This window comes from Arthrobacter sp. TB 23 (assembly GCF_000294595.1).
GTDB lineage: Bacteria > Actinomycetota > Actinomycetes > Actinomycetales > Micrococcaceae > Arthrobacter_D.
On the sequence record NZ_ALPM01000065.1, the window covers coordinates 25,034 to 37,835 of the forward strand.

The window sequence follows — 12,802 nt, forward strand, 5'->3', positions numbered from 1 at the left end:
GTTTCCGGCTAGTCGGTGCCGGGCGTCAGGACAAAATCCCAGGGGTCTGAGTTGACGGTGCTGACCCTGATCTCGGCGGTGAATCCCTGATCGGCCAGCACATTCTCCAGGGCTGCGGCAGCGGGCGTCAGCCAGAGCCATTCGCTGCCGAAGTGTGACACATCGATCAGGTATGGCCTGCCATCCCCGGCCGCTTCGCGCGCTTCCGACACCGGGTGGTGGCGCAGGTCAGCGGTCACGTAGACGTCGGCGCGGCTTTCCCGTACCTTCTCGAAGAGGCTGTCGCCTGCTCCGCCGCACACAGCAACCCGGCGTACCACTGCGTCGCGGTCACCGGCAACGCGTACTCCTCCCGCTACCGCCGGCAGGATCGAGAACACCACGCCGGCGAAATCACCCAGGGTGGTCGCCTCGGTGAGATTACCGACACGCCCGATGCCCTCCTCCGGGAGCCCATCAGCGGATTTGGAGAGGGGTTCGACGTCCTCCAGCCCGAACGCGTCTGCCAGCACATCCGATACGCCGCCGACGGCGCTATCGCCGTTGGTGTGGACTGTGGCGAGGGCGCACCCGCCCTCAATCAGACGGTGCACCGCATCGCCCTTGAAGTGGCTGGCCGCCACCGAATTCACGGGCTTCATCATCAGGGGGTGATGGACGATAACCAGGTCAGCGCCCCAGTCAAGGGCCTCACTGATCACGGCGTGGGTCGGATCGACGGCGAACAGGATTTTCGCCGCGCTGCGCTCCGGCCTCCCGACCACCAGGCCGACCGCGTCCCAGCTCTCGGCCAGGGCCTCGGGCCACAGTTCCTCAATGGCTAACAGGGCATCGCCCACACTCGGCGTCGTAGCGCCTTCGGTGGGCTGCTCGGAGGGTTGCTCAGCGGTCTGATGATCAGCTTCCATAGCACTAGTTGTACCCCGCAATTGCTGCTCAGGCCCAATTTTGGGGGTCCCCGTTGGCACTGATCGTGCGCCTCGGGAATCTTCTGGATCGGCAACGCATTGTTATAGGCATGATGACATTCGTACTTGGCGGAGGCTGCTTCTGGTGCCTCGACGCCCTTTACCAAAAAACCCGCGGCGTCACCGACGTCATCTCCGGCTATACCGGCGGTCACACCCCGGACCCTGACTACGACGCGGTCTGCACCGGCACCACCGGTCACGCCGAAGTAGTGGCGGTGACCTTCGACGAATCGATCATCCCGCCGGAGGTGATCCTTGACATGTATTTCGTGTCGCACGATCCGACCACCCTCAACCGCCAGGGATACGACGTCGGTACCCAGTACCGGTCGTCAATGTTCTACCAGGACACCGAGCAGAAGGAACTGTTCGAGCGTTCCATTGAACGGAACCAGGAGAGCTGGTCCACGCCGATCGTCACCGAGGTCAGCCGGCTCCCCCGCTTCCACCTGGCCGAGGAATGGCACAACAATTTCTATGCCAAGCACCCCGAGCAGGGGTACTGCCAGGTGATCATCAACCCCAAGCTGGCCAAGGCGCGGAAGTATTACGCCCAATGGCTGATCGAGTAACGCACCCGCCCGCCCGCACACCCGCGCCGCTAGGCTGAATCCCAGCGTGCACCGGAGCATCCGGCGGACAAGTCCCGACTTCCAACCTAGGTAGGTACCCATGGCAAAAATTTACGACGACGTCACCCAGCTGGTAGGTCGCACCCCCCTGGTGCGCCTGAACCGTCTGACCAAGGGCCTCGACGCCCAGGTCGCTGTCAAGCTCGAGTTCTACAACCCCGCAAACAGCGTCAAGGACCGGATCGGGGTGGCCATCATTGACGCCGCCGAGAAGGCAGGAGCGCTCAAGCCGGGCGGAACCATCGTTGAAGGCACCTCCGGTAACACCGGCATCTCCCTTGCCATGGTGGGCGCTGCACGCGGCTACCGGGTGCTGCTCACCATGCCCGAGACGATGTCCACCGAACGCCGGGTGATGTTGCGTGCCTATGGCGCCGAGATTGTGTTGACCCCCGGGTCCGAGGGCATGCGTGGCGCCGTGGACAAGGCCAAGGACATTGTGGCGACCACCGAGAACGCTATCTGGGCCCAGCAGTTCGCCAACGAAGCCAACCCGGCCATCCACCGCGCCACCACTGCGGAGGAAGTCTGGGAAGACACCGACGGTGCCGTTGACATCTTTGTGGCGGGTGTTGGCACCGGCGGAACCATCACCGGCGTCGGGCAGGTCCTCAAGGAACGCAAGCCTGGCGTTCAGATCGTCGCGGTGGAACCAGCCGATTCGCCGATCCTGAATGGTGGAGCCCCAGGCCCCCACAAGATCCAGGGCCTTGGCGCCAACTTCATCCCCGAAATTCTTGACCGGAACGCCTACGACGAGGTTATCGACGCCTCCGTCGAGGACTCGGTACGGGTTGCACGCGCCCTCGGAACCCAGGAAGGCATCCTCGGTGGCATCTCTTCCGGCGCCATCGTCTGGGCGGCCCTGGAGCTCGCCAAGCGGCCGGAGAACGCAGGTAAGCTCATTGTGGCTGTGGTCTGCGACTTCGGTGAGCGTTACATCTCAACTGTCCTGTTTGACGACATCAGGGGCTAACACCCCTCAACAGAAAGTAGTCTGTGAGTTTTTTAGCGCGACTGCACGAGGATCTTCAGACGGCCCGCGAACACGATCCGGCCGCCCGGGGTTCCTTCGAGAATGGGCTGGTCTATTCCGGCCTGCACGCAATCTGGGTGCACCGCCTGACGCACCGGATGTGGGCCAGACCCGGTCTACGGTTCCCGGCCCGGCTGCTGGCGCAGCTGGCCCGGGCGGCGACGGGGATTGAAATCCACCCCGCAGCGACCATTGGCCGGCGGTTTTTCATCGACCACGGCATGGGTGTGGTGATCGGCGGAACCGCCGAAATCGGTGAGGACGTAATGCTGTATCAGGGCGTCACGCTGGGTGGACGGTCCCTGGAAAAGGTCAAACGGCATCCAACCATCGGTGACCGGGTCACGATCGGCGCTGGCGCGAAGGTGCTCGGACCGATCACTATCGGCGCCGGAAGCGCCATCGGCGCCAACGCCGTCGTCGTCAAGGACACGCCGCCCGATTCAATTGCGACCGGCATCCCGGCGACCTACCGGCATCGCGATTCGGCGCGGGAAAACCTTCCGGCCGTTGACCCGGCGGAGTACATCGATCCGGCACTGTACATCTAGCGCAACATCTAGCGCACCGTTAAAGAGGTTTGGCCCGGCAATTTGCCGGGCCAATCCTCAGTTAACAGCCGCTACGTACCGGTGCTGCCGTGACCAGTGGTGTTCTAGTGCGTGTCGACGGCTTCGATTTCCGACTTGTCTTCGCCCCAGAGGGTGTGGAAGGTGCCGTCGATGTCCACCCGGTTGTAGGTGTGGGCACCGAACAGGTCCCGCAGGCCCTGGGTGAGGGCTGCAGGCAGGCGTCGACGACGGAGCCCGTCATAGTATGCCAGCGACGCCGAGAACACCGGCACCGGGATGCCGAGCTGGACGGCGGTCGAGACGACCCGGCGCCAGGCCGGAAGCGCTCCGGCGATGGATTCAGCGAAGGCCGGGGCAAGCAGCAGGTTGGCTGGTTGACCGTCAGCGGTGGCGTAGGCCTTCATGATGTCGTCCAGCAGTTCGGCCCGGATGATGCAACCGGCACGCCACAGCGAAGCAATCTCATCCAGCTTCAGCTCCCAGCCGTACTCCTTGGCCGCTGCGGTGAGCATATCGATGCCTTGCGCGTAGCTGACCAGTTTGGAGGCGTACAGAGCCAACCGAACGTCCTCGACGAAGGTCTCGGGAAGCTCCACGGACCCTTCATGGCCGGCGAGGATCTCCTGTGCCTGGGCACGCTGGTCACGCTGCGACGACAGACCTCGGGCGAACACCGACTCGGCGATCCCCGACGTCGGGCTGCCCAGTTCGAGCGCCGAAACCACTGTCCAGCGGCCGGTCCCCTTCTGGCCCGCAGAGTCGACGACGACGTCAACGAAGGGCTTGCCCGTTTTGGCGTCGGTGTGGGCGAGCACCTCGGCGGTGATCTCGATCAGGAACGATGAGAGGGTGCCGGTGTTCCATTCGGTGAAGATCCTGGCTTGTTCGGCTGGCTCGATGCCAGCGCCCGACCGCAGGAGGTCGTAGGCCTCGCCGATGACCTGCATATCGGCGTACTCGATGCCGTTGTGGACCATTTTTACAAAATGACCGGCCCCGTCGGTGCCGATCCAGCGGCAGCATGGCTCGTCGTTGTACTTGGCGGAGATTTTCTCGAGCATCGGTCCAAGTGAATCGTAGGACTCGCGGGAGCCGCCCGGCATGATCGATGGGCCCAGCAGTGCACCTTCCTCGCCCCCAGAGACACCGACGCCCACAAAGTGCAGGCCCTTGGTCGCCAGCTCAGCTTCCCGGCGGCGAGTGTCCTCGTAGTGCGAGTTACCGGCGTCGATAATGATGTCGCCCTTTTCGAGCAGCGGCTCGAGCTGGCCGATTACCGAGTCCACCGGGCCGCCAGCCTTGACCATGATCAGCACCCGGCGCGGCGTTTCGAGAGAATCGACGAGTTCCTGCAGGGATTCGGTGCGAATGAAGTCACCTTCGTGGCCGTGCTTCTCCAACAGGACGTCGGTCTTCTCGATCGAGCGGTTATGCAACGCAACGGTGTAACCGTTACGCGCAAGGTTGCGGGCCAAATTTGCGCCCATGACCGCAAGGCCTGTGACACCGATCTGTGCACTCATGAAGTCTCCAATACTGGGTTTGTGCCCCCACTGAGGCGGGCCGATACGCGGACAGCTGGCTAGCCCCGTGTTACGAAGCAGTGCTTTCACCCTATTACTGCCGGTAGCCCAGTGGCCAGACGGGGTCGGATCGTGACGATGATGCCTTAAACAGAAAATGTCCAGCAGTCAACCCGCAATCCACACATCGTTGCAGAATTGATATACGTTAACCATGGCATCCCCGGCGAAAGGACATGTCATTTCTTCTCCACCTGCCCGGCAGTCGGCGTCGTTCCGGCCTGATATCCAGGGGCTGCGCGCAATAGCGGTCGGCGCCGTGGTCCTGTACCACGCCGGACTGGCGGTGGTTCCGGGCGGGTACGTCGGGGTGGACATCTTCTTCGTGATCTCCGGCTTCCTGATCACCGGCCAGCTAATTTCGATGCTTCAGGCACACGGCCGGATCCCGTTCGGCGAGTTCTATGCCAAACGGATCAGGCGGATCATTCCAGCGTCGTTCGCTGTCCTTGCGCTGACGACGTTGGCCTCCTTGCTCTTCCTTCCGCCGTCCACCCGGCTGGGCGCCCTCCAGGATGCCATTGCCACCGCACTCTATGTCCCCAACGTGGTGTTCGCCGCGCAGGGGGCCGACTATCTCACCGAAACAGCGCCGTCACCGTTCCAGCACTACTGGTCGTTGGGAATTGAGGAGCAGTTCTACCTCTTCTGGCCGTTGATTCTTCTGCTGGGTTTCCTGCTTGTCAGCAAATCCATCAAGCGCCTGTTCTGGGTGGTCCTGGCGATTGTCACGGCGTCATTCGTTCTGTGTGTCATCATGACCACCACCTCGCAGCCGGCAGCATTTTTCCTGTTGCCGACGCGGGCCTGGGAATTGGGGGTCGGTGCACTCGCAGCATTCGCTCTTCATGCTGGGCTGATCAGCCTGAAGGGCAGGACCGCGGCCATCGGAACCTGGGTGGGCATGGCAGGCATCGCCGTCAGCCTCGTGGTCCTGAACTCAAGCACCGTATTTCCTGGGTGGGCTGCGCTGCTTCCGGTCCTGTCCACCGCGGCTGTGATCGTGTGTGGCAGCGCGAGTCCGACTGGCGGGGCGGGCAGGGTGCTCGGATTTCGGCCCCTGCAGAAGATCGGCGCCTGGTCCTACTCGATCTATTTGGTGCATTGGCCGCTGCTGATCATCCCGCAGGCCGCTGTTGGCTACGAGAACCCGCTGCCGCTCTATCTGACGCTCGTCCTTGGCGTGCTTAGCGTGCCCCTCGCCGTCCTGTTGTACAGGTTTGTCGAAACCCGCTTCAGGCATCCGGGGGCGGGTGCACCGGTCCGTTCCGGCCGGGTCATCGCCACTGCTGCAGTAGCGTCGTTGGCGTTCGTTGCCGTCGCCGCCGGCCTCAGCGCGGTGCAGAGCAGCACTCCCATTGCCAGCACCCGGAACGCCGTCGCCCAACCGTTGCAGGTCTCCCCCACCGGGTCCACGTTCGTGCCCGCCAACCTGACGCCCGCCCTCCGCGATGCGCCCGACAGCGTTCCCGGGATTTATCAGGACGGCTGCCATGCTGACTTTGCCGCCACGGTCGTCCAGGCCGACTGCGTCTATGGGGAGAACACCGCAGAGCGGGACATTGTGCTGTTCGGAGATTCCCATGCCGTCCAATGGTTCCCCGCCGTAGAGGCCTACGCCGCCGAAAATTCCTATCGGCTGCATAATCTGACCAAATCCAGCTGTCCGTCAGTGGATATCGGGATCCTGCATGAAGAGTCCCCCTATTCCGAGTGCGAAGAGTGGCGCCAGAGCGCCCTGAGCTACGTCAACGCACTGGGCCCCGAACTGGTCCTGCTCAGCAACTTCGGAGAGGTGTCGCCGGTCGACACGCCGAGAGGGCTGCTCGAGCAGTGGGAAGCGGGCCTGCGTTCCACCCTGGAGGCCCTGCCAGAGTCATCGCGGGCCGTGGTGCTGGCCGATACGCCCAGTCACGATGCGTCTCCGCTGGACTGTTTGTCGCAAAACACCGAGGATGCCAGCAGGTGTGACCTGGACCGGGCTGAGGGCGTGGATGAGGATGTCATCGCACTGGAGAAGCGAGCCACGAGCGAGGGGAACAACTCCTTCTATGTCGATCTCAACGGCTACCTGTGCACCGATATCTGCCCCTCAATCATTGGCGACCTGCTGGTCTACCGGGACGAGCACCACATCACCACCGAGTTCAGCCGGGCGTTGGCGGGACCGCTGGGAGACGAGTTGGACAAGGTCCAGTAGCGGGCGGGGCGAGAAGCTAGGCAGCGCCGGGTCTCTAAGCGGCGTCAGTCCCGAGGCGGCGGGTCCCTAGGCAGCGTCAGGGCAGAGGTGCTGGGAGGCGAGGGCCTGGGTGATCCGGATCCGTTCGACGGTTTCGTCGGTGAGATTCTCCGCAGGGTTGCGGGCGCTGAGGTGTTCGAGGTCGGTTCCAGCCGCCAGTTCCTCACAGACATGCTGACCGGTGGCGAGGAGCTGTTCGTCCTTTGAGTACGCTGAGTCGGGTGCCGCCTGGCGCAATTCGGTGAGAAACCGTTCCTGGGAAGTGGCAGAGCTGGCGGCTCCGCCGGCTGACCCGCAGCCNCCCGCCAGCCCAGCCAGCAGACAGAGCGTGGCCGCGCTGGCGGCCTGGTTCGTTGTTCTCCGGTTCATAGCCCGATGGCTCCTGCCCGCCCGCTGTCAAGGCCGTAGGTGATTGGCAATGGAAAAACCCCGCCTTCTCAAGCTCTGTCGCTTGAGATGACGGGGTTTTCGGTGGTGGGTCCTACCGGGATCGAACCGATGACATCCACGGTGTAAACGTGGCGCTCTACCAGCTGAGCTAAAGACCCGAACACGTTGCCGGCGGTCCTTGGACCGGCCAACCAACGAAGAATTACTCTACTGGCATTCCAAATAGAATGCCAATCGCCGCCGGGCTAACGGCGCTCTAGGTCCGGCAGGGATTCGACGAGGAAGGTCAACGCCTCCGACACCCCGATGTCCACCAGGAGATTGGCCAGATCGTCGCCTCGGGTCTTACCCCGATTGATGATTACCACCGGCTTGCCTGCCTTCGATGCGTGTCGTACAAAACGCAGTCCACTCATTACCGTCAGCGACGATCCGGCCACCAGGAGGGCATCGCCTGCATCGACCACCTGGTAGGCCTCGGCAACCCTGTCCTTCGGCACGTTCTCTCCGAAGTACACAAAGTCTGGTTTCAGCATGCCTGAGCAGTTGGGGCAGGGGGCCATGACGAAATCGCCGGTGTCGTCGATGTCGGCGTCGGCGTCGGGTGCCACGTCCCCGGCGTCGGACTCACGCTCCAGATAACCGGGGTTGAGTGCTTCAAGGAGGACGGCGATCTCGGCGCGGCTGTATTGCGTCCGGCATTGCAGGCATACCACGCGGTCGTAGGTGCCATGCAGGTCGATCACCTCGGCGCTACCAGCGGCCGAGTGGAGCCGGTCAACGTTCTGAGTAATCAGCCCGGACAGCAGACCCCGCGCCTCGAGTGTTGCCAACGCCAGGTGTCCGGGATTGGGGTCCGCGTGACGGAGATGATGCCAGCCCACATGGTTCCGGGCCCAATAGCGGCGCCGCAGTAGTTCGTCCCCGACGAACTGCTGATAGGTCATGGGGCTCCGGGGAACCGATTCGGGGCCGCGATAATCGGGGATCCCCGAATCTGTGCTGAGTCCGGCCCCGGTCAGCACCGCCAGTCGGTGGCCGCTCAGCAACTCGACTACCGCCCCCATCGCCCTCCCCTGCTCTGCGGTGAGGGCCTGGCCGGTGGCCACAGGATCGCCGCTGGCGAAACCAGTCAACCCTAAACCTTTAGGGGCTTTGGCATCGGGAGCGTTGGCGGTCATCAGGAGAGTTGCACCGGTGCGGCAAGGGTGGTCAGTGCCGTCTGGTAGGCCCGAAGCGGACGAGGGGCTCCGAGTTCGGTTCTGAAGGTCGCTGCGATGACCCCGTCCGGGTCGATCAGGAAGGTGGCCCGCTCGGCGTAACCACGGGTGGCATCAAAGGCCCCGTATCGGATTGCGAGGGCGCCGTGCGGCCAGAAGTCCGCCAGTAGATCGAAGCCGAAGCCCTGCTCTTCGGCGTAGGCCCGCAGGGTGTACTTCGAGTCCACCGAGACCGCGAGGAGGCGGACGCCGTCGTCGTCGAACATGGCCAGGTTGTCACGCAACTCGCAGAGCTCACCGGTGCAGACACCCGAGAAGGCGAAGGGGTAGAACACCAGCGCGACTGGTGTCCCGCGCAGGTCGCCAAGACGAATTGTTTCGCCGAACTGATTTGACAGTGCGAAGTCCGGCGCTGGCTCGCCGATTGCCGGGAGCCCGGTCATGCTAGCTTTTCCGTCGGCTGACCAAACGGGTGGCTGCCCAATCCTTTGACACACCGGCCGACGACGTCGCGTGCAGTCCAGCGGTTGGTGCCGCTTCCTGGATCAGGGAGGGAGCAACGTAGCCGTCGCGTCCGGACTTGGGGGTGAGTACCCACACAGTGCCACCCTCGTCGAGGCAGGTCAGGGAATCCACGAGCGCGTCGACCAGGTCGCCGTCGTCGCTGCGCCACCAGAGGAGCACACCGTCGACAACGTCCTGATCGTCTTCCGTGAGCAATTCCGATCCGGTTTCATCTTCGAGGGTGGCGCGGAAATCGAAGTCCACATCCTCGTCGTATCCGAGTTCCTGCAGCAGGTCCCCGTCCTTGAAACCCAACTTGCCCGCCACGGTATCCGCTGTGGCGGCTTCGGCCTCGCTCACTGTTGTCCTCCCGAAAGACTGTGGACCATCCTGGGGATGGGACCACTAGTTACGTTGATATGCATTATTACCAGCCAACACCCTTTAACGCCATGCATCAAGCCAGCACGGGTTTCCAGCGGTCTATTGCCTGCATACCTACACCTTATAGCCGGTCTTCGCCGCGCTGAGCCGCTTGTCACCCCGTCCCGGCTACGCATCCCCGGCACGTCGCGGCTAGAGTAACTAAGTGATCCGTCACGATCCTGACAATCTTGGATTGTGGCTACAGACAGGCTTCGGAGTACAGCTCCGTTGCGGCAGTTTTGAGCATCGCAGAAATCATCTGCGAAGTGGGAGAGGTTTGGCGTGGCTGTAGAGCAGGGTGGACCGGAGATTCTAAGCAATTTGGCCGGCGGCACGGACGGTGATCCGGAAGAAACAGCCGAGTGGATTGAATCCCTCGATGAGCTGATCCGGGTCCAGGGCACCGAACGGGCCCAATTCATCATGCGTTCGCTGTTGCAGCGTGCCGGTGCGCGGAGCGTCGGTGTGCCGATGGTGACAACGACGGACTACGTGAACACCATCCCGGTGGACCAGGAACCCGACTTCCCGGGTGACGAAGAGATCGAGCGCAAGTTCCGCGCCTGGATGCGCTGGAATGCGGCCGTCATGGTGCACCGCGCTCAGCGCCCCGAAATCGGGGTCGGCGGCCACATCTCCACCTATGCGGGCGCGGCCACGCTCTACGAAGTCGGTTTTAACCACTTCTTCCGCGGCAAGGACCACCCGGGCGGTGGCGATCAGGTGTTCTTCCAGGGCCATGCCTCCCCCGGGATGTATGCCAGGGCTTTCCTTGAGGGACGCCTGACCGAGGAAGACCTCGACGGATTCCGACAGGAGAAGTCGAAAGAGGGCCATGCCCTCTCCTCATACCCGCACCCGCGCCTGATGCCGGAGTTCTGGGAATTCCCCACCGTGTCGATGGGCATCGGCCCCATGAACGCGATCTACCAGGCCCAGTCCAACCGGTATCTCCACAACCGTGGCATCAAGGACACCTCCGACCAGCAGGTCTGGGCGTTCCTCGGCGACGGCGAAATGGACGAACCGGAGTCGCGCGGCCTGCTGCAGCTTGCAGCCAACGAACGGCTGGACAATCTCAACTTCGTCATCAACTGCAACCTGCAGCGCCTCGACGGGCCGGTGCGCGGTAATGGCAAGATCATGCAGGAACTTGAGGCGTTCTTCAGGGGCGCCGGCTGGAACGTCATCAAGGTGGTCTGGGGCCGCGAGTGGGACGAGCTGCTGGAGAAGGACGAGGACGGATCTCTCGTCGGGATCATGAACTCCACGCCCGACGGCGACTACCAGACATACAAGGCAGAATCCGGTGGATTTGTCCGCGAGCACTTCTTCGGAAAGACGCCGCAGACCAAGGAAATGGTCGCTGACTACAGCGACGACGCCGTCTGGAAGCTCAAGCGGGGTGGCCACGACTACCGCAAGGTTTTCGCCGCCTACAAAGCCGCAACCGAGTTCAAGGGGAAGCCGACCGTCATCCTGGCCAAGACGGTCAAGGGTTATGGTCTCGGACCACACTTCGAGGGACGCAACGCGACCCACCAGATGAAGAAGCTGACGTCGGAAGACCTGAAAGCGTTCAGGGACCACCTTCGCATCCCCGTCTCCGACGAGCAGATCGACGACGACCTCTACAACGCCCCGTACTACCACCCAGGTGCGGATGCCCCCGAGATCAAGTACCTCCTGGACCGCCGCAAGGCACTGGGCGGCTTTGTCCCCGAGCGCCGGAACAAGCACACGGAGATTACCCTTCCGGGCGACAAGGCCTACGAGGTAGCCAAGCGCGGCTCCGGGAAGCAGATGGCTGCCACCACCATGGCGTTCGTCAGGCTGTTGAAGGACCTGATGCGGGACAAGGAGTTCGGCAACCGGGTGGTGCCGATCATCCCTGATGAGGCACGCACCTTCGGGATGGACTCGTTCTTCCCGACGGCCAAGATCTACAACCCGAATGGGCAGAACTATCTGTCGGTGGACCGGGACCTCGTCCTGGCCTACAAAGAGTCGGTCGAAGGGCAGATCCTACACGCAGGTATCAACGAGGCTGGTTCGGTAGCAGCGTTCACCGCCGCCGGAACTGCCTACGCCACCCACGGCGAACCGTTGATCCCCGTCTACGTGTTCTACTCGATGTTCGGCTTCCAGCGCACCGGCGATTCCTACTGGGCTGCAGCCGACCAGATGACCCGCGGGTTCATCATCGGGGCCACCGCGGGCCGCACCACCCTGACCGGTGAAGGGCTACAGCACGCTGATGGGCACTCCCCACTGCTGGCCTCCACCAACCCGGCAGTGGTCACCTACGATCCGGCCTACGGCTACGAAATCGGCCACATTGTGCGGGACGGTTTGAAGCGCATGTATGGCGAAGGGTCAGAGGACCGAAACCTGATGTACTACATCACGGTCTACAACGAGCCGATCCTGCAGCCCAAGGAACCGGAAGAGCTCGACGTCGAGGGGATCCTCAAGGGCATTTATCTGCTGTCGCCGGCCAAGATCGACGGAGCGCGCGCCCAGTTGCTTGCCTCCGGAGTCTCGGTGCCGTGGGCCCTGGAAGCGCAGCAGATTCTCGCTGACGACTGGGGTGTCTCCGCTGACGTGTGGTCGGTGACCTCCTGGAACGAGTTGCGCCGGGACGGGCTCGCGGCTGAAGAGGACGCGTTCCTGAACCCGTCCGAAGATGCCCGGGTACCGTTCATCACCCAGCAACTCGAAGGCGCCACCGGTCCGATCGTGGCAGTGACCGACTACATGAAGGCTATTCCGGACCAGGTGCGTCAGTTCCTGCCGAACGAGTTCGCGACGCTCGGCGCCGACGGGTTCGGTTTCTCCGACACCCGGGCCGCGGCACGCCGGTTCTTCAAGATCGACAGCCACTCCGTGGTGGTGCGAGCCCTCGAGATGCTGGCACGCCGCGGGGAGGTGGACGCTGGAGCGCCCGCCGAAGCGATCGACAAGTACAAGCTGCTTGATGTGAACGCCGGCACCACCGGCAACACCGGCGGGGACAGCTAGCCCGCACAGTGGGCTAGCGACTGCGGCGGCGTCGGCAGGCACACGCCGGCGGGCTGACACGGCCTAGGTAGGTACAGCGTCGGCGGGCACAGTCGCTCGCTCGAGTCAGAAACGGCCCTCGGGCTCAGGTTTGCCGGTTGCAACCGGCGAATCTGAGGCCCAGGGCCGTTTCTGTTGGGTGGGTGGCGCGCTGGCGGCGTGTTTGTAG

Annotated in this window: 11 protein-coding genes and 1 tRNA gene; 5 read left to right on the forward strand and 7 right to left on the reverse strand. The window is 63.2% G+C overall.

From position 1 onward, the window contains the following. Positions 1 to 8 precede the first annotated feature (8 nt). Positions 9 to 908 carry a Nif3-like dinuclear metal center hexameric protein gene (locus B384_RS0109540; RefSeq protein WP_019482886.1) on the reverse strand — a complete coding sequence of 300 codons (900 nt, stop codon included), beginning with the start codon at positions 906 to 908 and terminating at the stop codon, positions 9 to 11. 110 nt (positions 909 to 1,018) lie between these two features. On the opposite strand from B384_RS0109540, the gene msrA reads away from it, so the two are divergent. From msrA to epsC, 3 genes are all read left to right on the forward strand, one after another. Next, positions 1,019 to 1,543, forward strand: a complete 525-nt coding sequence (gene msrA, locus B384_RS0109545; protein WP_026041086.1) for a peptide-methionine (S)-S-oxide reductase MsrA — start codon at positions 1,019 to 1,021, stop codon at positions 1,541 to 1,543. Positions 1,544 to 1,643: 100 nt separating this feature from the next. After that, on the forward strand, positions 1,644 to 2,579 hold the full coding sequence (gene cysK, locus B384_RS0109550; protein WP_019482888.1) for a cysteine synthase A: 936 nt from the start codon (positions 1,644 to 1,646) through the stop codon (positions 2,577 to 2,579). Positions 2,580 to 2,602: 23 nt separating this feature from the next. Beyond that, positions 2,603 to 3,190 carry a serine O-acetyltransferase EpsC gene (gene epsC, locus B384_RS0109555; RefSeq protein WP_019482889.1) on the forward strand — a complete coding sequence of 196 codons (588 nt, stop codon included), beginning with the start codon at positions 2,603 to 2,605 and terminating at the stop codon, positions 3,188 to 3,190. Positions 3,191 to 3,294: 104 nt separating this feature from the next. Here the strand turns inward: epsC and gndA are convergent, their stop codons facing one another. Continuing rightward, on the reverse strand, positions 3,295 to 4,734 hold the full coding sequence (gene gndA, locus B384_RS0109560; protein ID WP_019482890.1) for an NADP-dependent phosphogluconate dehydrogenase: 1,440 nt from the start codon (positions 4,732 to 4,734) through the stop codon (positions 3,295 to 3,297). Positions 4,735 to 4,948: 214 nt separating this feature from the next. Between gndA and B384_RS0109565 the strand changes: the two genes are divergently transcribed. Then, positions 4,949 to 6,994 carry an acyltransferase family protein gene (locus tag B384_RS0109565; RefSeq protein ID WP_083850899.1) on the forward strand — a complete coding sequence of 682 codons (2,046 nt, stop codon included), beginning with the start codon at positions 4,949 to 4,951 and terminating at the stop codon, positions 6,992 to 6,994. Positions 6,995 to 7,060: 66 nt separating this feature from the next. On the opposite strand, the gene B384_RS18445 is transcribed toward B384_RS0109565, so the two are convergent. The 5 genes from B384_RS18445 to B384_RS0109590 all read right to left on the reverse strand — a co-directional run bounded on the left by B384_RS18445 (position 7,061) and on the right by B384_RS0109590 (position 9,507). Beyond that, a complete protein-coding gene (locus B384_RS18445) occupies positions 7,061 to 7,402 on the reverse strand; it encodes a DUF732 domain-containing protein (protein WP_019482892.1) in 342 nt (113 codons plus the stop codon). A gap of 103 nt (positions 7,403 to 7,505) precedes the next feature. Then, positions 7,506 to 7,581, reverse strand: a tRNA-Val gene (locus B384_RS0109575). An 87-nt stretch (positions 7,582 to 7,668) separates the two neighbouring features. Continuing rightward, positions 7,669 to 8,604 (reverse strand): NAD-dependent protein deacetylase, encoded by a 936-nt coding sequence (locus B384_RS0109580; protein WP_019482893.1) that lies wholly within the window; start codon positions 8,602 to 8,604, stop codon positions 7,669 to 7,671. Beyond that, positions 8,604 to 9,086 (reverse strand): peroxiredoxin, encoded by a 483-nt coding sequence (locus B384_RS0109585; RefSeq protein ID WP_019482894.1) that lies wholly within the window; start codon positions 9,084 to 9,086, stop codon positions 8,604 to 8,606. Before B384_RS0109585 ends, B384_RS0109580 begins: the two co-directional genes overlap by 1 nt. Before the next feature lies 1 nt (position 9,087). Next, positions 9,088 to 9,507 carry a DUF3052 domain-containing protein gene (locus B384_RS0109590; RefSeq protein WP_019482895.1) on the reverse strand — a complete coding sequence of 140 codons (420 nt, stop codon included), beginning with the start codon at positions 9,505 to 9,507 and terminating at the stop codon, positions 9,088 to 9,090. Between the two features lie 348 nt (positions 9,508 to 9,855). On the opposite strand from B384_RS0109590, the gene aceE reads away from it, so the two are divergent. Further along, complete coding sequence (aceE, locus tag B384_RS0109595) at positions 9,856 to 12,594, forward strand: pyruvate dehydrogenase (acetyl-transferring), homodimeric type (RefSeq protein ID WP_019482896.1); 2,739 nt, start codon at positions 9,856 to 9,858, stop codon at positions 12,592 to 12,594. The last annotated feature ends 208 nt before the right edge of the window (positions 12,595 to 12,802 follow it).

Bases quoted from the DNA above. Each gene is read 5' to 3' on its own strand.
- B384_RS0109580 (WP_019482893.1), bottom strand. From the start codon at position 8,604: ATGACCGCCAACGCTCCCGATGCCAAAGCCCCTAAAGGTTTAGGGTTG.
- B384_RS0109565 (WP_083850899.1), top strand. From the start codon at position 4,949: ATGGCATCCCCGGCGAAAGGACATGTCATTTCTTCTCCACCTGCCCGG.
- cysK (WP_019482888.1), top strand. From the start codon at position 1,644: ATGGCAAAAATTTACGACGACGTCACCCAGCTGGTAGGTCGCACCCCC.
- gndA (WP_019482890.1), bottom strand. From the start codon at position 4,734: ATGAGTGCACAGATCGGTGTCACAGGCCTTGCGGTCATGGGCGCAAAT.
- B384_RS0109585 (WP_019482894.1), bottom strand. From the start codon at position 9,086: ATGACCGGGCTCCCGGCAATCGGCGAGCCAGCGCCGGACTTCGCACTG.
- B384_RS0109540 (WP_019482886.1), bottom strand. From the start codon at position 908: ATGGAAGCTGATCATCAGACCGCTGAGCAACCCTCCGAGCAGCCCACC.
- msrA (WP_026041086.1), top strand. From the start codon at position 1,019: ATGATGACATTCGTACTTGGCGGAGGCTGCTTCTGGTGCCTCGACGCC.